Below are 16,905 nucleotides of genomic sequence, written 5' to 3'. Positions count from 1 at the left end.
CACGGTCGTGACCTGCATCGATTGGTGGGGCGGGCGGGGCTCGAACCCGCGACCAATGGATTATGAGTCCACGGCTCTAACCGACTGAGCTACCGCCCCATCACGGCCGTCTCCGGCTGCGCGCCCAGAATGCTACCCGTCTTCGCGGCGAGGTTCGCGCACCGGGTCACCGATGGCTCGCAACGAGATCCGCGGGCACTCCTCGCCACTTCAGAACCTCGGTCGGGAATTCGAGAATGATATTCTCTCTACTGAAATCATTGTTTTCAGCGGTGTTCCCGCAGACGAGAGGCGTGCGATGGAGGGATTGAAAGACAAGGTCGTCCTGGTGGCAGGCGCCGCGACCGGGTTGGGCGCCGACTCCGCCGCCCGACTGGCCCGGGAGGGCGCAAAGGTCGTCGTGGGCGACCTGGACGGGGCCGGGGCCGAGAAGACCGCCGCTGCCATCGGCGAGGCGGGCGGCGCCGCGACCGCAGTCCAGTTCGACATCTCCATCGACGAGTCGGTACGGGCGCTCGTCGACGCCGCGATCGGCACCTACGGAAAGCTCGACGCGGTCCACATCAACGCGGGCGACATGGGCTCGGTGTCGAAGGATACCGACGTCGTCGACATCGACCTGGACATCTGGGATCGCATGATCGCCGTGAATCTGCGCGGCCACATGCTCGTCACCCGACACACGGTTCCCCGCCTGCTCGCGGCCGGTGGCGGCGCGATCGTCTACACGTCGTCGATCGCGTCGTTCACCGGCGACCCGCAGCGGCCCGCATACGCCGCCACCAAGGCCGGGATCAACGCCCTCACACGGCACGTCGCCTCGCGCTGGGGTCGCGAGGGCATTCGGGCGAACGCCGTCGCCCCGGGTCTGATCCTCACCGACGAGATCCGCACGGGCGCCGACCCCGACCTTCTGAAAGCCCTCATCGGCCGGTCCCGCAGCACTCGGGCCGGCGAAGCCCGCGACGTGTCGAGCATGGTCGCCTATCTGATGTCCGACGAGGGCTCGTGGATCAACGGGCAGATCGTCAACGTCGACGGCGGCACCGTTCTGTGCTGAGAGTCGCGCGAGCCCTGAAAAGAAAAAGACCCCCACCCGGATCGGGTGGGGGTCTTCTCTGCTCCCCCGGCTGGACTCGAACCAGCAACCGTTCGATTAACAGTCGAATGCTCTGCCAATTGAGCTACAGGGGATTGTCCTGCGGTGCTCCGCGGTTTCCCTCGGTGCGAGAAGAACTGTAGCGTTTCACCCTCTGCGGTACCAAATCGCCTGCATGTGGGCATGCGGCGCCCGATCGGGCAGGATGTACGCGACGCGCAGACACGGGTGGAAAGGACTCTCACATTGATCGGATTGTTGGTCGGGGTGGCGGCGGGATATGTGCTCGGAACACGAGCCGGCCGAGCCCGGTACGAACAGATCAGCAAGACCGCCAGGGCCGTGGCGGCGAGCCCCGTCACCAAGAAGGCCATCGAGGTGGGCCGTCAGAAGCTCGCCGACTCCATCAATCCGCAACCGAAGCTCGAACCGATGAAGCCGATCGACGAGCAGACCACGATCATGATTCCGCGTGATCAGCTGAAGCGATAGCAGCTCAGCCGGCCAGCCCCTCGCCGGTGGCGTCGCCGATGGCCTGGTCCAGCAGGCTACGGCGGTACTGCTCGAGCGCCACGAGATCGCCGAGCAGGGCGTGGAATTCGTCGGACTCGGTGGCGGGCGAGATGCGCTGCAGCTTGGACTTGAGTTCGGCGACCTGCTCGCCCACCCAGACCTCCTGCAGCCGCGCGAGCACCCCACCGATGTAGCGCGGCATCCGCTCGTCGTCGGCGGGCAGCGGCTCGACGGCGAGCTCGCTGACCAGTGAATGCGCGACCGGGTCGGTCGCGGCCCGGCTCACGGCGTCGACCCATTCGGCGCCCCCGAGCCCGGCTCCGGTGCCCCCGGCGGCGGCGACGGCCTCACGCACGGCGGCGTAGGCGGGGTCGGTGAACGTCTCCCCCGGCAGTGAGTCGAACACTGTGCCGGCGATCCCCGGATACTGCAGCGCCGCCTTCAACGCGTCGCGTTGCGGCCACAGCGACGGATCGTTCGGCCGCGGGCGACGCAGCACCGACGCCGGCGGCTCGGAAGTCGATGCCGCAGCCGCACGGGTCCTCGCCTCCGGCGCTCGACTACCGCGCCGCGCTTCCTCCTGCACGCGACGACGCACGGTCGGGATGTCGTCCCAGCCCACCCAGTGCGCGAGCTGCACCGAGTAGTTGTCGCGCAGCGAGCGGTCCTTGATGCGGGCGACGACCGGCACGCAGCGGCGCAGCGCCTCCACGCGACCTTCCGCGGTGTCGAGGTCGTGCTCGGCGAGAATCGACCGGACGACGAACTCGAACATCGGGGTGCGGCGGGCGACCAGATCCCGTACGGCCCCGTCGCCGCTGGCCTGGCGCAGTTCGCACGGGTCCATGCCCTTCGGCGCGATCGCCACGAACGTCTTGGCTGCGGTCTTCTGATCGCCCTCGAACGCCTTCATCGCCGCGGCCTGCCCGGCCGCGTCACCGTCGAAGGTGTAGATGATCTCGCCGCGGAAGTAGCTGTCGTCCATGAGCAGTCGCCGCAGCATCGACAGGTGTTCGTCGCCGAAGGCCGTACCACAGGACGCCACAGCGGTTTTCACACCGGCCAGGTGCATCGCCATCACGTCGGTGTAGCCCTCGACGATCACCGCCTGATGCGACTTGGCGATCTCACGTTTCGCGAGATCGAGACCGAAGAGCACCTGGGACTTCTTGTACAACACCGTTTCCGGGGTGTTGACATACTTCGCGGCGAGGGTGTCGTCGTCGAACAGCCGCCGCGCGCCGAAGCCGATGACGTCGCCGGCGAGATTGCGGATGGGCCACAGCAGGCGGCGGTGGAAGCGGTCGATGGGACCGCGGCGGCCCTGCTTCGACAACCCCGCCGCCTCGAGTTCGGCGAACTCGAAACCCTTCGACAGCAGGTGCTTGGTGAGCGCGTCCCACCCCGCGGGCGCGTAGCCGCAGCCGAACATCTGCGCGGCGGCAGCGTCGAAGTTGCGTTCGGTCAGGTAGTCGCGCGCTGCCTGCGCGTCCGGGGTGCGCAACTGTTCGGCGTAGAAGGCCTGTGCGGCAGCGTTCGCGGCGATCAGCCGGGCACGGGTACCGCGGTCGCGCTGGACGGACGGGCCACCGCCCTCGTAGTTGATGGTGTAGCCGACCCGTTCGGCGCACTGCTCGACCGCTTCGACGAAGCTGATGTGCTCGATCTTCTGCAGGAACGAGTAGACGTCGCCGCCCTCGCCGCAACCGAAGCAGTGGAAATGGCCGTGGTTGGGCCGGACGTGGAACGACGGGGACTTCTCGTCGTGGAACGGGCACAGGCCCTTCATCGAGTCGGCACCGCCGCGTTTGAGGGCGACATAGTCGCCGACGACGTCCTCGATGCGAATGCGGTCGCGGATGGCCGCGATGTCTCTGTCGGAAATTCGGCCGGCCACGGGACGAGTCTAAGCGCTCGCCGACCGCTACCCCCAGCCCGCCTGCGCGGCCAGACTGTCCTTGTCGATCCGCTCCAGCCGGGACTCGGTGCACGAGGCGATCTGGTCGACGACGACCCGCACGCGCGCCGCGTCGTCCTTCGCGTCCTCCCATGCCGGGACGAACAGCGGATCGAGACCGACTGGGGCGGTGCGCAGCAACCATTCGGCGACCCGGTGGATGCGTTCACGCTGGCGTTCCTGCCGCTTGCGGTGCGCCCCGTCGGACATGACGAACTGCAGTGCCATGGTCTTGAGCAGCGCGACCTCGGCGGCGACGAGCGGCGGCACCACGAGGTCCGCGGCGTAGCGGCTGACCGGTTCCCCGCCGGTGACCTCGCGGGTGCCGCTGATCGCGGCGGTGGCGTAGCGGCCGACGAGTTCGCTGGTGAGTCTCTTCAGCGCAACCGAACTGGCGAGAGTGCCGTCGTAGACGCCGACGCCGAGGATCACCGGCATCCGGGACAGCCGCTCGGCGGCCTCGACCAGTTCGTCCGGGATCAGGTCGGAGAACTCGCGCATGCCGACGTCGACGAGTCCCTGCACGGACGCCGGGTCGGACAGCACCCGCAGGTCGATGCGGCCGTCGATGACGCCGTCCTCGACGTCGTGCACCGAATAGGCGACGTCGTCGGACCAGTCCATGATCTGCGCCTCGAGGCACTTCTTCCGGTCCGGTGCGCCCTTGCGGATCCACGCAAGGACCTCGGCGTCGTCGTCGTACGCACCGAACTTCGCGCCGGGCCGGGGGCGGGTCCACGGATACTTCAGGGTCGCGTCGAGGGTCGCGCGGGTGAGGTTCAGCCCGGCGCTGTGCCCGTCCGAGTACAGGATCTTCGGTTCCAGGCTGGTCAGGATGCGCAGGTTCTGCGCGTTCCCCTCGAAGCCGCCGCAGCTCGCCGCGACCTCGTCGAGGGCCCGTTCACCGTTGTGCCCGTACGGCGGGTGCCCGATGTCGTGGGCGAGACCGGCGAGATCGACCAGGTCGGGGTCGGCACCGAGTCCCTCCGCGATGCTCCGGCCGATCTGCGCGACCTCCATCGAGTGGGTCAGCCGGGTGCGCGGGGTGTCGCCGTCGCGGGGCCCGACGACCTGCGTCTTGTCGGCCAGCCGGCGCAGCGCGGCGCAGTGCTGGACACGCGCGCGGTCCCGCGCGAACGGGGTGCGTTCGGCGGCCGCGGCCTCCGCACCGGCGATTCCCGACCGTTTGGGGGCCTCGACGACGCGGCGCTCGAGTTCGTGTTCGGTGTAGCCCTGCATCCACCCTCCTCAGCTGCGCCGGAACTCACTGCGCGGCGGTGTAGGGAAAGTCCGCCGAGCCGTGCGTCAACTGGTACCAGACCAGGGCTCCGGTTTCCCGGGCGATGCCGTGGATCTGCGATTCGCGGGTGAACACCGCCGGTCCCGTCCGGGTCGGGGCGGTCCACGCCTCGAGCCCGGCGTCGCGCGCCATGGTGCGGGTCCGCAGCGAATGCCACGGATCGCTGACCAGCACCGCCGACGACATGCCCCGCTCGTGCATCTCCCGGCTGACCGCCTCGACGCTGAGCAGCGTGTCGGTGCCTTCCTCGACCGCGAGGATCGCCTCGCCCGGCACCCCGCGCGACATCAGATAGTTCTTGCCGGCCGCGGCCTCGGTGTAGAGGTCGCCTTCCTGCTTGCCGCCGACGGTCACGACCGTGTCGGACACCCCGTTCTCGTACAGCTGCACGGCCTGTTCGAGCCGGGCTTCGAACACCGACGACGGTGTCCCCGAGTACTGGGCGGCACCGAGGACGACGATCGCGTCGGCGTGGCTCCAGTCGTCGATCCGGGCGACCTGCCAGACCCGCACCGCGGTGCCGGCGACGACCGCGATCGCGGCAAGGATCACGCCGACCACGATCCGCCGGGTCCACCGTGCGAAACCCGCACCGACGCCGCGACGCTGCGAGGCGGGCGGCGGGTTCGGCCGGGATCGGCGGGCTGCGGTACTCACCCCACGATTCTGCCAGCGCCCGCGCCGGGTTCGGCCGACGACGCGCCACGCACGCGCACGCGCACCGCTCCCGCGACCGTTAGATTCGACGCCATGCCCGTGTACTCGTCCGCTGCCGCTGCGGCACCCACCCGACCGGTCCCCCGCCCGATCCTCGCGGCTGTGCCCGCTGTGCTGGCACTGCTGGTGCTGTTGTTGTGGCCCGGGGCGGCGTCCGCCGACACCCCGCTGCGCCTGCCCGGGCAGATCACCGACTCCTCCGGCGTGCTGGACGCGAACGCGAAGGCCGAGGTCCAGTCGGCACTGGACCGGTTGTACGGCGAGCACCAGGTGCAGTTGTGGGTCGCGTACGTACCGAGCTTCTCCGGGATGTCCGGCGCCGACTGGACCGAGGCCACGGCGAAGGCGAGCGGGTTCGGGCCGAAGACGGCGCTGTTGGCCGTCGCCACCACCGACCGCGATTACAGCTTCTGGGTGTCGAACGACGTGACCGACGTCTCCGACGCGGAGGTCGAGTCGATCGCCACGAACCAGGTGCGGCCGCGACTGGTGGAGGAGGACTGGGCCGGTGCCGCCATCGCCGCGGCCGAGGGCCTGGACGACGCGCTCTCCCCCGCGTCGATGACGCCGCTGATCGTCGGTGGCGGTGTCGTCGTAGCCGGAGCGGGGGGCGTCTACCTGTACACGCGGCGGTCGAAGCGCAAGCGTGCCGAGGCCGGTGCCCAGGCCGCGGCCGGGATCGACCCGACCGACACCGCCGCGCTGGCGGCACTGCCGCTCGACGTCCTCGACGCCCGCGCGAAGGACATCCTCGTCGACACCGACAACGCGGTGCGCACCAGCGCCGAGGAACTCGAGCTGGCGCGCGGCGAGTTCGGCGAGCAGGCCGTCGCCCCGTTCGCGACGGCCTTCGCCCAGGCCCAGGCCGCGCTCGCGAAAGCCTTCGAGATCCGGCAGCGCCTCGACGACGCGATTCCCGAGACCCCGCAGCAACGCCGCGACATGCTCGTCGATCTGATCTCCACGTGCGGGCGCGCCGGACGCGAACTCGACGCGCGGGTCACCGAATTCGACGGGATGCGTGATCTGCTGCTCGACGCCCCGGCCCGCCTCGACGCGCTCACCCAGCAGGTCGTGACCCTCACCGCGCGGGTGCCCGCGTCCGAGGCGGTGCTGACCGCGCTGCGAGCCGAGTTCCCCGCCGAGACGCTCGCGCCGGTCGCGCAGAACACCGCGCTCGCGCGTGAGCAGCTCGCGTTCGCCGAGAAGTCCATCGCCGACGGTCGCGACGCTGTCGCGTTGCCGGTCGGGAAGCAGGGTCCGGCGGTCGGTGCGATCCGGGCGGCCGAGGGCGCGCTGACGCAGGCGTCGACGCTGCTCGACGGTGTCGATCACGCGGAGGCCGACATCCGGCACGCGATGGCGACGCTGCCCGCGGCGATCGCGGACCTGGAGCAGGGTGTCGCCGCCGCCGAACAGCTCGCGGCGAGCGGCGGTGCGGACCTGGCGAAGGCGAAGGCCGCGGCGACCGAGGCTCTCGCCCACGCGCGTGCCGCGCAGGCGTCCGACCCCCTGGGCAGTTTCACCCGCGTCGCCGAGGCCGACGCCACGCTCGACGCGGTGCTCGCCCGCACCCGCGAGGCGCAGGAACAGGCCGAGCGCACCCGGCAGAAGCTGCAGCAGGATCTGACGGCCGCGCAGTCGCAGGTCACGTCCGCGGCCGACTTCATCGGCACGCGGCGCGGCGCGGTCGGCGCCGAGGCCCGCACCCGGCTGTCGGAGGCACAACGGCACCTGCAGGCGGCGCAGCAGCTCGCCTCGACCGATACGGCGCAGGCGTTGCAGCACGCGCAGGCCGCGACACAGCTGGGCGCGAAGGCGTTGTGGGCCGCGCAGAGCGACGTGCGGCAGTGGGAGCAGCGTCAGCAGCCGCGCAGCTCGGGCAACGACATGACCGGCGCGATCCTCGGCGGCATCCTGATCGACAGCATCCTGCGCGGCGGGGGCGGGGGCGGCCACTCGCGGCGCGGCGGCTACCGCGGGGGCGGCGGTCGCGGACCCGGTTCGTTCGGCGGGCCCAGCAGCTCGGGCCGCATCGGCCGCAGCAGCGGCGGACGTTTCTGACCGAAGTCAGCGAATCCGGTTCCCGTCGGCGACGGCACTGCTAGCCTTCTGCCCATCGCCGACGGGGGGCTGTGGTCGTGACGAACACCGAGCAGGGGAAGAAGCGGTTCCATTTCGATCGGCACGCGCCGGAGTACCGCGACCGGTTCGAAGCGATCACCAAGGAGATGCAGGCGCACTGTCCCCTGGCGTGGACCGACACCCACGGCGGGCACTGGGTCGCCGCGGGCGCCGAGGAGGTCTTCCACCTGGCGCGGTCGCAGGTCGTCTCCAACGACAACGACGTGAACGGGGTCCGGCGCGGCTATGTGGGTATCACGATCCCGCACGCGGAGAACCCGATCCGCTCGGGCATCCTCGAGATGGATCCACCCGAACACCAGGCGTACCGGCAGATCCTCAACCCGTATCTGTCACCGGCTGCGGTCGCGCGCTGGATCCCGTTCGTCGACGAGGTCACCCACGCGTGCCTGGACGAGAAGATCGCGAGCGGGCACATCGATTTCGTCGACGACCTCGCGAACATCGTTCCGGCCGTGCTGACCTTGGCGATGCTGGGGATTCCGCTGCACAAGTGGGAGGTCTACAGCGAACCCGCCCACGCGGCGCTGTACACGCCGCCGGATTCGCCGGATCGCGACCGGGTCCTCGAACTGCACCGGGCGATGGGCACGGATCTGTTCGCCACGATCCTCGAGGTGCGGGAGTCGCCGCGGCCGGGGCTGGTCGACGCACTCGTCCGCGCCGAGGTCGACGGGCAGACGCCGCCGGACATCGAGATCCTCGGGATGCTGAACCTGTTGATCGGCGGCGGATTCGACACGACGACGGCCCTGACCGCCCATGCGTTCGAGTGGCTTTCGGAGCATCCGGATGAACGTGCCCGTCTCGACCGCGAGCGCGGCACCCTGCTCGATTCGGCGACCGAGGAGTTCCTGCGGTATTTCACACCGACCCCGGGAGACGGCCGAACCATCTGCGCCGACTACGAATACGCCGGTGTCGACCTCCGCGAAGGTGAGCGACTGTGGCTGTCGTGGGCGATGGCCAATCGCGACCCGTCGCTGTTCGAAGATCCCGACACCGTCGACCTCGAACGGAAAGGTAACCGGCACTTCAGTTTCGGGCTGGGCATCCACCGATGCATCGGATCGAACGTGGCCCGCACGGTGTTCAAGCGGATGCTTCTGGCCGTCCTCGATCGGATTCCCGACTTCCGTTGCGCTGCAGACGAGGCCGTGCACTACGAGACGATCGGCATCATCCAGGGGATGCGGCATCTCCCGGCTACCTTCACACCCGGCCCGAGGCTCGGCCCCGGCCTCGACGCGACACTCGCGCGGCTCCAGACCGTGTGCGAGGGACAGGGTCTCGCCGAACCGGTGGTTGCTCGGGGCCGCTAACGACGACGCGCGAGACGCGCTATCCGCGTAGCGGCATTGAAGATTGCCTTCGTCACGCGATCCGGAATCGATCCGTCGGGCGGCAACATCTTGATCTGGCGGGCGAACTCCATCTGGTCGTAGCGCACCGTGTTGGTGACGACCTTGCCGCCTGCGAGGACGAAGTGGTCGAAACCCTCGAGCTCGACGTGCCGCCCGGTACCGGCGACCCCGAAGAGGGTGCCGGTGTGGCGGCCGCTCAGACGCCAGTGGACCAGGACGTCGTCACCGGACTCGGCGATCGCCGAGATCTCCATGGCGAAGTCGGTCACCGCGGAGTAGACGCGGTCGAAGTAGGCGCCGATCTCGGTGGCACCGCGACACGACCCGGTCGGGAAGTACACGACGGACTCGGCCGTCCAGAGACGGTTGCGCAGACTGTCGATGTCCTCGGCGTTGATTCGACCGATCGCCCATCGGACGAGATCCGCATTGGAGGCGTCCGTCGGTGGGTCGGTAACGGTCGAGCTTGTGGTGCGGCCGGTATCGGTCATCTCTACTCCAGGCACTGCGTGCGACGAGTTCGCCGGCTCGGCGGATTGCCTATTCAGGCTAACGCCGCACGCCGCCGCCCACGTGAGGAGTCGACCATCCGGACCGGGCCGGGAGTGCGATCACCTCCCGGCCCGGCCGGCACGAAGTCCCCGCTCGGCGGGTCAGGCGCCGATCAGGCGCTGGGCGAGGTAGCCCTCGACCTGATCGAGCGCGACGCGCTCCTGCGCCATGGTGTCGCGCTCGCGGATCGTGACGGCCTGGTCCTCGAGCGTGTCGAAGTCGACGGTGATGCAGAACGGGGTACCGATCTCGTCTTGGCGACGGTAGCGGCGGCCGATGGCACCGGCGTCGTCGAACTCGACGTTCCAGTTGCGGCGCAGCTGGGCGGCGAGGTCCTTGGCCTTGGGACTCAGGTCGGCGTTGCGGCTCAGGGGCAGCACCGCGGCCTTGACCGGAGCGAGCCGGCGGTCCAGGCGCAGCACGGTGCGCTTGTCGACACCGCCCTTGGCGTTCGGAGCCTCGTCCTCGGTGTACGCGTCGACGAGGAAGGCCATCAGTGACCGGGTCAGACCCGCCGCCGGCTCGATGACGTACGGCGTGTAGCGCTCGTTCGTCGTCTGATCGAAGTAGCTCAGGTCGGTGCCCGAGTGCTTCGCGTGCGTCGCGAGGTCGAAGTCGGTGCGGTTGGCGACGCCCTCGAGCTCACCCCACTCGCTGCCCTGGAAGTGGAAGCGGTACTCGATGTCGACGGTGCGCTTCGAGTAGTGCGACAGCTTGTCCTGCGGGTGCTCGTACAGGCGCAGGTTGTCCTTGTTGATGCCCAGCCCCGTGTACCAGTCCATCCGGTAGTCGATCCAGTACTGGTGCCATTCCTCGTCCTCGCCCGGCTTGACGAAGAACTCCATCTCCATCTGCTCGAACTCGCGGGTCCGGAAGATGAAGTTGCCCGGGGTGATCTCGTTGCGGAAGCTCTTGCCGATCTGGCCGATGCCGAACGGCGGCTTCTTGCGCGAGGTGGTGAGCACGTTCGCGAAGTTCACGAAGATGCCCTGGGCGGTCTCCGGGCGCAGGTAGTGCAGGCCCTCTTCGCTTTCGATCGGGCCGAGGTACGTCTTCAGCATCATGTTGAAGTCGCGCGGCTCGGTCCACTGACCCTTGGTGCCGCAGTCCGGGCACGGAATGTCGGACATCGGCACCGAGTCGGGATCGTCGAGCTTGTTCTTCTCGGCGTAACCCTCCTGCAGGTGGTCCTGCCGGTGCCGCTTGTGACAGCTCAGGCACTCGACCAGCGGGTCGTTGAACACACCGACGTGGCCGGAGGCGACCCACACCTGGCGCGGCAGGATCACCGAGGAGTCGAGGCCGACGACGTCCTCGCGGCTGGTGACCATGTTGCGCCACCACTGCTTCTTGATGTTCTCCTTGAGCTCCACGCCGAGCGGCCCGTAGTCCCAGGCCGACTTCGTACCGCCGTAGATCTCACCGCACGGGTAGACCAGGCCCCGGCGCTTGGCGAGGTTGGCGACGGTATCGATCTTGGATTTGGGTGCCACTCGGGTTCTCTCCATCTTCGATGCGTGGTTCGCAACATACGTCGCCGGTAAGCCTATCGCTCCGCTCCTGCAGGTCGAATTCCGAGCCGGTTGACATGCACATTCGTGCATATCAAAATGGAATCGGTTTGCATTAACACTACCGCCCGTCGAAGGAGAACCGTTGAGCGTCCCCATCGACAAGCACGAGTGCCGGGACGAACACCTCACGCCTCCGTCACACCACACGCTCACGCTCGCCGGCGAACTGTTGCGCGCGCTGTCCGCGCCGGTCCGCATCGCCATCGTGCTGCAACTGCGCGAATCCGAACGCTGCGTGCACGAACTGGTCGGGGCGCTCGGCGTGACGCAACCGCTGATCAGCCAGCACCTGCGGGTGCTCAAGTCGGCCGGGGTCGTGCGCGGGGAACGGTCCGGCCGCGAAGTGCTGTACCGCCTCGCCGACGACCATCTCGCCCACATCGTCGTCGACGCCATCGCCCACGTTCAGGAAGGTTGACCTCGCCGTGACCTCTGCCCGCAAGCCCGTCGTCGGGGTCCGTTCCACCAGGCAGCGCAGCGCGATCGTGGCCCTGCTCGAGGACATCGAGGAGTTCCGGTCGGCGCAGGACCTGCACGACGCACTGCGCAAGCGCGGAGACGGCATCGGACTGACCACCGTGTACCGGACCCTCCAGTCGCTCGCGGAAGCCGGCAGCGTCGACGTGCTGCGCACCGACACCGGCGAGTCGCTGTACCGGCGCTGTTCGTCGGGCCACCATCACCACCTGGTGTGCCGCACCTGCGGATTCACCGTCGAGGTGGACGGACCGGAGGTCGAGCGCTGGTCCCACGAGATCGCCGAATCCAACGGGTTCGCCGATGTCAGCCACACCATCGAGATCTTCGGCACGTGCCGCGACTGCGCCGCTGCGGACGGCGAGCAGTCGCGCTGAGCCGGACGTATCCGGCCGAGGCTCAGCCGCAGGCGCAGTTTCCGCAGTCGCACCCGGCGTCGGCGAGCAGGTTTCCGCCGACCGCACGATCGGTTCCGGTGGCCTCGCCGTCGAACACGCACGCTTCGCCACCGAGGCGGGACGCCAGCACGCGGGCCTCCTCGACGAGCGGCACGATCGCCCCGACCGCACGGATCAGGTGCATCGGGACCAACGGCGACGCGGGGACACGCTGCTCGGCCGTCACCCGGTCCTTGTGCAGCACGAACTTGAAGTCCGGCCACTCGGACTGGAGGTCGCCGAGCACCTCGGCGGCACGGGTCCGTCCGGCGATCCTTTCGGCCAGGAACGTGCGCAGTTCCACGACGGCGTCCTCGGCGTCGACGGACGCGTAGGTGATCACATCACCGAGCCAGATCGGTAGGTCGCCGTCCTCGTCCGGTTCCGGCGCCTCGTCGAGCACGTCCGCCAGGATCCGTCGAACCGCGTCGCGCAATGCGTCGTCGTCCTCGGTGTCCACCGGCACGGCCCACAATTCCTCGAGCGACTGCGCGCCGCCCGCGGTCCCGGTGCTCACAACCTCGGCACCCGCCCGCTTCTTGTTCGCACCCTTCTTGCGCCCGTTCTTCTTGCTCACCGCTCCCCCTCGGTTCCGGCTTCGGGTTCGACGATCGCGGTGCGCGCGTCGGCCGCACCGCCGAGCACCAGCAGCAGCATCGTCGTCAGAGCCGTGTCGCCCAGTCCGGTCACCGGGAAGGAATAGCGCAGCACCACGTCGGCGTCGGTCTCCCGCTCGACCGCGTGCACCGATCCGAACTGCACCGCGTCCGCCGCGGACGCGATGCGGGCCCGCAGATCGTCGTCGAGGGCGAGGTCCCACCCGAGCACGCTCGTCAGCGACACGACGTCGAGCCCCTCGGTGAGCGTGACCACCCGCAGGGCACAGGGCACGCCCGCGTAGTCGAATCCGAACGAGTCGTCACCGTCGACCGACGGCTCGTGCAAGTCGACGAACGAGGCGAGGGCCGCGCCGATCCGATCCCGCAGTTCGTTCACTTGACTCCACCGAACCTGCGGTCACGGGAGGCGTATTCGACGCACGCGGCCCACAGGTCGCGGCGGTCGAAGTCGGGGAAGTTCTTGTCCTGGAACACGAACTCGGCGTAGGCGGCCTGCCACAACAGGAAGTTCGACGTGCGCTGCTCGCCGGACGGGCGCAAGAACAGGTCCACGTCGGGCATGTCGGGTTCGTCGAGGTACCGTTCGATCGTCGCCTCGGTGATCTTCTCGGGGTCGATCTCACCCGCCGCGACGCGTCGCGCGATCTCGCGCGCGGCGTCGGCGATCTCGGCACGTCCGCCGTAGTTGACGCACATGACCAGGGTCATCACGTCGTTGTCCTTGGTGAGTTCCTCGGCGATCTCGAGTTCCTTGATGACGCTGCGCCACAGCCGGGGCCGGCGGCCCGCCCAGCGCACCCGCACGCCCATCTCGTGCATCTCGTCGCGGCGGCGGCGGATCACGTCGCGGTTGAAGCCCATGAGAAAGCGCACCTCCTCGGGGCTGCGCTTCCAGTTCTCCGTGGAGAACGCGTACGCCGAGAGCCATTTGACACCGATCTCGATGCAGCCTTCGACGGTGTCCATGAGCACGGCCTCACCGCGTTCGTGTCCGGCGGTGCGCGGCAGTCCGCGTTCCTGCGCCCAGCGGCCGTTGCCGTCCATGACGAGCGCGACGTGCCGGGGGATCAACTCGGGCTGCAGGATCGGGGGCCGGGCACCGGACGGGTGGGGGGCCGGTGGCCGGATCGCGCGGTCAGGCGATGCTTGCGGGGCGCGTCGTCGAATCACGGTCTTCATCCTGCCTGACAGCATCGGCGTCGGGCCCCACGGCACCGGCGTCACGCCCTACAGCACCGGCGTCACGCCCTACAGCACCGGCTGCCGGACGGTCGGTGGAACGCTCGACGAGCGGTAGCGTGCGCAGCCGCCGTTCGAGGTGCCACTGCAGGTGCGCGGCGATCAGGCCGCTGGCCTGGCTGCGCACCGCCGGGTCGGCGGTCTCGGTGCCGTCCCACCGCCCGTGGTTCAGGGCGTCCATCAGGGCGAGGACACCCGGTGCCGGGGTAGCCGCGCCGGGCGGCCGGCAATGCACGCAGACCGCTCCCCCGGCGGCGACGTGGAACGCGGTGTGCGGACCGGGCCGGTCGCAGCGGGCGCAACGGCCGATCGCGGGCGCCCAACCGGCGTAGGTCATGGCTCGCAGCAGGTAGGCGTCGAGGATCAGCTCCGGTGGGCGGATCCGGTCGCACAGGGCACGCAGCGCACCGACGGTCAGCGCGTGCAGGCGCGGCGCCGGGGCACGTTCCTCGCCGGCGAGCCGCTCGGCGGTTTCGAGGATCGCGCAGGCGGTCGTGTACCGGCTGTAGTCGTCGACGATGTCGGCCGCGAAGGCGTCGAGGGTCTGTACCTGCGTGACGATGTCGAGCGAGCGGCCGGGATGCAGCTGAACGTCGATGTGCGCGAACGGTTCGAGCCGGGCACCGAACTTCGATCGGGTGCGGCGCACGCCCTTCGCGACGGCTCGCACCAGCCCGTGACGGCGAGTGAGCAGGGTGACGATGCGATCCGCCTCACCCAATTTGTGCTGGCGGAGCACCACCGCGTTGTCCCGATACAACCTCACTCCGTGAGTCTTTCATGCGGGGCGGACAGGCGAGGGGTCGTGCGCCTTTCCGGCGCCCGGGACCGCCACAAAGGCACACGGGCGGGCTTGCCCGCCCAACTGGAACGCGTTATTGTTCGTTCGAACGAACAGGGGGCGTTCGATGACCACTTCCAGGGAAGACACCCGCGCGGCCGGACTCGCCGCCGAAGCCGCCGCGCTCGCGGACGGCACCGTCACGTCGGTGCAACTGACCCGGGCCGCGCTCGAGCGGATCGAGGCCACGCAGGGCACGCTCAACGCGTTCCGGGTGGTCCGACGCGAAGCCGCGCTCGCCGAGGCCGCCGAGGCCGACCGCCGACGTGCGTGCGGCGACCGTCACCCGCTGCTCGGAGTGCCGATCGCGGTCAAGGACGACACCGACATCGCCGGCGAACCCACGGCCTTCGGCTGCGCCGGCGAATTCCCGCCCCAGGACTACGACGCCGAGGTCGTACGACGCCTGCGCGAAGCCGGGGCCGTCATCGTCGGCAAGACCCACTCGCCCGAACTGGGCCAGTGGCCGCTCACCGGCGGCATCGCGTTCGGGCACACCCGCAACCCGTGGTCGCGCGAGCACACGCCGGGCGGGTCCTCCGGAGGCAGCGCCGCCGCGGTGGCCGCCGGGCTCGTCTCGGCCGCCCTCGGCTCCGACGGCGCCGGTTCCGTCCGCATCCCCGCCGCGTGGAGCCACCTGGTCGGCATCAAACCGCAACGCGGGCGGATCTCGATGTGGCCCGACCCCGAGGCGTTCAACGGGCTGACCACCCACGGCGTCCTCGCGCGCACCGTCGTCGACGCCGCCCTGCTGTTCGACGCGGTGTCCGGCAACCACCCCGGCGACCGCCACCACGTCGATCCGGTCACCGTCACCGACGCCGTCGACCGGGACCCCGGACGTCTGCGCATCGCGCTGGCGCTGCGCACCCCGTTCACCGCGACACGCACCCACCTCACCCCCGAGGTCCGCGTCGGCGTCGATTCGATCGCCCGGGCCCTCCGCGACCTCGGCCACGAGGTCACCGTCGCCGACCCCGACTACGGCATCACGTTCGGCCTGAACTTCCTGCCCCGCTCGATGGCCGGTCTCGACGACTGGCTGCACCGGCTTCCCGACCCGTCCCTCGCCGACGTCCGCACCCGTGCCAACGCCCGCACCGGACGCCTGCTCGGCGGTGCACCGCTGCGCGCGGCACGCGCCCACGAACCGCGGTTGCGACGGCGGGTCGGCGCGATCTTCGAGGGGTTCGACGTGGCCCTGGCCCCCACCACGGCGATGCCCCCGCTCCCGATCGAAGCGATCGACGACATCGGCGGCTGGCAGACCGACAAGGTCATCACCGCCGCATGCCCCTACGCGTGGCCGTGGAACGTGCTCGGCTGGCCGGGGATCAACGTGCCGGCCGGTTTCACCGACGCGGGCCTGCCCATCGGCGCCCAGCTGCTCGGTCCCGCGAACTCCGAACCGCTGCTGATTTCCCTTGCCGCCCAATTGGAGTCGTCGCTGCGCTGGCACGAGGCGATCCCGGAACGCTGGTGGTGACGGTGTCCACGTCCGTCCGCGACCGCATCGTCGCCTCGACCCTGCATCTGATCGGAACCGACGGCGTCGCCGGAGTCACCAACCGGCGCATCGCCGCGCACGCGAACGTCTCGCTCGGCTCGATCACCTACCACTTCCCGAGCCAGCCCGACCTGCTGCGGGCGGCGCTCGAGACGTTCGTCGCCGAGGAGACGACCCGGCTGCGCGAGATCGCCGAATCCCATCGCAATCAAGGTGTTTCGCTCGCCGAGGCCGCCGGACTCGCCGAACGCGTCGCCGAGGACCTCGCGTTCTCCGCCGAGCGGATCGCGCCGTTCGAGTTGTACGTCCAGGCCGGCCGCGACCCCGAACTCCGCGCCGCCGCGGACCGCTGCTGGGCGGCGTACGACGAGCTGACGGTCGCGATCCTCACCGAACTCGGGCTGCCGGATCCCGCGGCGGTCGCGCCGACCCTGGTCGCGACCGTCGCCGGACTTCAGTTGCGGCGCTTGTCGACCGGCGGTGGCAGCGACCTGTCGACGTCGGTGTTGTTGCTGCTGCAGGGCGCCGTCCTCACCGGCGGGGCTCACCCGCAGTCGTAGACC

General features: G+C 69.6%; 17 protein-coding genes and 2 tRNA genes. 8 read left to right on the top strand and 11 right to left on the bottom strand.

Going from position 1 to position 16,905, the window contains the following annotated elements; translation table 11 throughout:
- Positions 1 to 22: 22 nt before the first annotated feature.
- Positions 23 to 99: transfer RNA gene (locus ACWDUD_RS00950), tRNA-Ile, on the bottom strand.
- A gap of 199 nt (positions 100 to 298) precedes the next feature.
- Here ACWDUD_RS00950 and ACWDUD_RS00945 point away from each other — a divergent pair.
- Positions 299 to 1,060, top strand: coding sequence for an SDR family NAD(P)-dependent oxidoreductase (locus ACWDUD_RS00945; protein WP_450108074.1), 762 nt, complete (start codon positions 299 to 301; stop codon positions 1,058 to 1,060).
- 61 nt (positions 1,061 to 1,121) lie between these two features.
- Here the strand turns inward: ACWDUD_RS00945 and ACWDUD_RS00940 are convergent.
- A tRNA-Asn gene (locus ACWDUD_RS00940) sits at positions 1,122 to 1,194 on the bottom strand.
- A 151-nt stretch (positions 1,195 to 1,345) separates the two neighbouring features.
- Here ACWDUD_RS00940 and ACWDUD_RS00935 point away from each other — a divergent pair.
- Positions 1,346 to 1,591 (top strand): hypothetical protein, encoded by a 246-nt coding sequence (locus tag ACWDUD_RS00935; RefSeq protein ID WP_197253597.1) that lies wholly within the window; start codon positions 1,346 to 1,348, stop codon positions 1,589 to 1,591.
- Between the two features lie 4 nt (positions 1,592 to 1,595).
- Here ACWDUD_RS00935 and dnaG read toward each other — a convergent pair whose 3' ends face one another.
- Genes dnaG through ACWDUD_RS00920 form a run of 3 tightly spaced genes read right to left on the bottom strand, consistent with a single transcriptional unit; the run spans position 1,596 to position 5,526 of the window.
- A complete protein-coding gene (gene dnaG / locus ACWDUD_RS00930; RefSeq protein ID WP_450108073.1) occupies positions 1,596 to 3,509 on the bottom strand; it encodes a DNA primase in 1,914 nt (637 codons plus the stop codon).
- Between the two features lie 27 nt (positions 3,510 to 3,536).
- Entirely contained in the window at positions 3,537 to 4,808 is a 1,272-nt protein-coding gene (locus tag ACWDUD_RS00925) for a deoxyguanosinetriphosphate triphosphohydrolase (RefSeq protein WP_450108072.1), read from the bottom strand.
- A gap of 25 nt (positions 4,809 to 4,833) precedes the next feature.
- Positions 4,834 to 5,526, bottom strand: coding sequence for a YdcF family protein (locus tag ACWDUD_RS00920; RefSeq protein WP_374068734.1), 693 nt, complete (start codon positions 5,524 to 5,526; stop codon positions 4,834 to 4,836).
- 93 nt (positions 5,527 to 5,619) lie between these two features.
- Between ACWDUD_RS00920 and ACWDUD_RS00915 the strand changes: the two genes are divergently transcribed.
- Both ACWDUD_RS00915 and ACWDUD_RS00910 read left to right on the top strand, forming a co-directional pair.
- Entirely contained in the window at positions 5,620 to 7,650 is a 2,031-nt protein-coding gene (locus tag ACWDUD_RS00915; protein WP_450108071.1) for a TPM domain-containing protein, read from the top strand.
- 71 nt (positions 7,651 to 7,721) lie between these two features.
- On the top strand, positions 7,722 to 9,053 hold the full coding sequence (locus ACWDUD_RS00910; protein ID WP_450108070.1) for a cytochrome P450: 1,332 nt from the start codon (positions 7,722 to 7,724) through the stop codon (positions 9,051 to 9,053).
- On the opposite strand, the gene ACWDUD_RS00905 is transcribed toward ACWDUD_RS00910, so the two are convergent.
- Both ACWDUD_RS00905 and ACWDUD_RS00900 read right to left on the bottom strand, forming a co-directional pair.
- The gene (locus tag ACWDUD_RS00905) at positions 9,050 to 9,586 is read right to left on the bottom strand and encodes an ester cyclase (RefSeq protein ID WP_450108069.1); all 537 of its coding nucleotides are present in this window, start codon (positions 9,584 to 9,586) and stop codon (positions 9,050 to 9,052) included. The genes ACWDUD_RS00910 and ACWDUD_RS00905 overlap by 4 nt on opposite strands.
- 162 nt (positions 9,587 to 9,748) lie before the next feature.
- Positions 9,749 to 11,140, bottom strand: a complete 1,392-nt coding sequence (locus ACWDUD_RS00900; RefSeq protein WP_248676686.1) for a glycine--tRNA ligase — start codon at positions 11,138 to 11,140, stop codon at positions 9,749 to 9,751.
- Positions 11,141 to 11,315: 175 nt separating this feature from the next.
- Between ACWDUD_RS00900 and ACWDUD_RS00895 the strand changes: the two genes are divergently transcribed.
- Complete coding sequence (locus ACWDUD_RS00895) at positions 11,316 to 11,639, top strand: ArsR/SmtB family transcription factor (protein ID WP_248676688.1); 324 nt, start codon at positions 11,316 to 11,318, stop codon at positions 11,637 to 11,639.
- A 7-nt stretch (positions 11,640 to 11,646) separates the two neighbouring features.
- Positions 11,647 to 12,075 (top strand): Fur family transcriptional regulator, encoded by a 429-nt coding sequence (locus ACWDUD_RS00890; RefSeq protein WP_450108068.1) that lies wholly within the window; start codon positions 11,647 to 11,649, stop codon positions 12,073 to 12,075.
- Between the two features lie 22 nt (positions 12,076 to 12,097).
- On the opposite strand, the gene ACWDUD_RS00885 is transcribed toward ACWDUD_RS00890, so the two are convergent.
- The 4 genes from ACWDUD_RS00885 to recO are packed head-to-tail and all read right to left on the bottom strand — an operon-like array spanning position 12,098 to position 14,760.
- Positions 12,098 to 12,712, bottom strand: a complete 615-nt coding sequence (locus tag ACWDUD_RS00885) for a T3SS (YopN, CesT) and YbjN peptide-binding chaperone 1 (protein ID WP_450108067.1) — start codon at positions 12,710 to 12,712, stop codon at positions 12,098 to 12,100.
- Entirely contained in the window at positions 12,709 to 13,131 is a 423-nt protein-coding gene (locus tag ACWDUD_RS00880) for a hypothetical protein (protein ID WP_197252152.1), read from the bottom strand. The genes ACWDUD_RS00885 and ACWDUD_RS00880 overlap by 4 nt, the downstream gene beginning before the upstream one ends.
- Positions 13,128 to 13,934 (bottom strand): isoprenyl transferase, encoded by an 807-nt coding sequence (locus tag ACWDUD_RS00875; RefSeq protein WP_197252153.1) that lies wholly within the window; start codon positions 13,932 to 13,934, stop codon positions 13,128 to 13,130. The genes ACWDUD_RS00880 and ACWDUD_RS00875 overlap by 4 nt, the downstream gene beginning before the upstream one ends.
- A complete protein-coding gene (recO, locus tag ACWDUD_RS00870; protein ID WP_450108066.1) occupies positions 13,891 to 14,760 on the bottom strand; it encodes a DNA repair protein RecO in 870 nt (289 codons plus the stop codon). Before recO ends, ACWDUD_RS00875 begins: the two co-directional genes overlap by 44 nt.
- A gap of 142 nt (positions 14,761 to 14,902) precedes the next feature.
- Between recO and ACWDUD_RS00865 the strand changes: the two genes are divergently transcribed.
- Positions 14,903 to 16,321 carry an amidase gene (locus ACWDUD_RS00865; RefSeq protein WP_450108065.1) on the top strand — a complete coding sequence of 473 codons (1,419 nt, stop codon included), beginning with the start codon at positions 14,903 to 14,905 and terminating at the stop codon, positions 16,319 to 16,321.
- A gap of 2 nt (positions 16,322 to 16,323) precedes the next feature.
- Positions 16,324 to 16,902, top strand: a complete 579-nt coding sequence (locus ACWDUD_RS00860; RefSeq protein WP_450108064.1) for a TetR/AcrR family transcriptional regulator — start codon at positions 16,324 to 16,326, stop codon at positions 16,900 to 16,902.
- Positions 16,903 to 16,905: the final 3 nt, after the last annotated feature.

It is taken from the genome of Rhodococcus sp. NPDC003382 (assembly GCF_053589135.1).
This window is presented reverse-complemented; position numbering and strand designations above follow the sequence as displayed.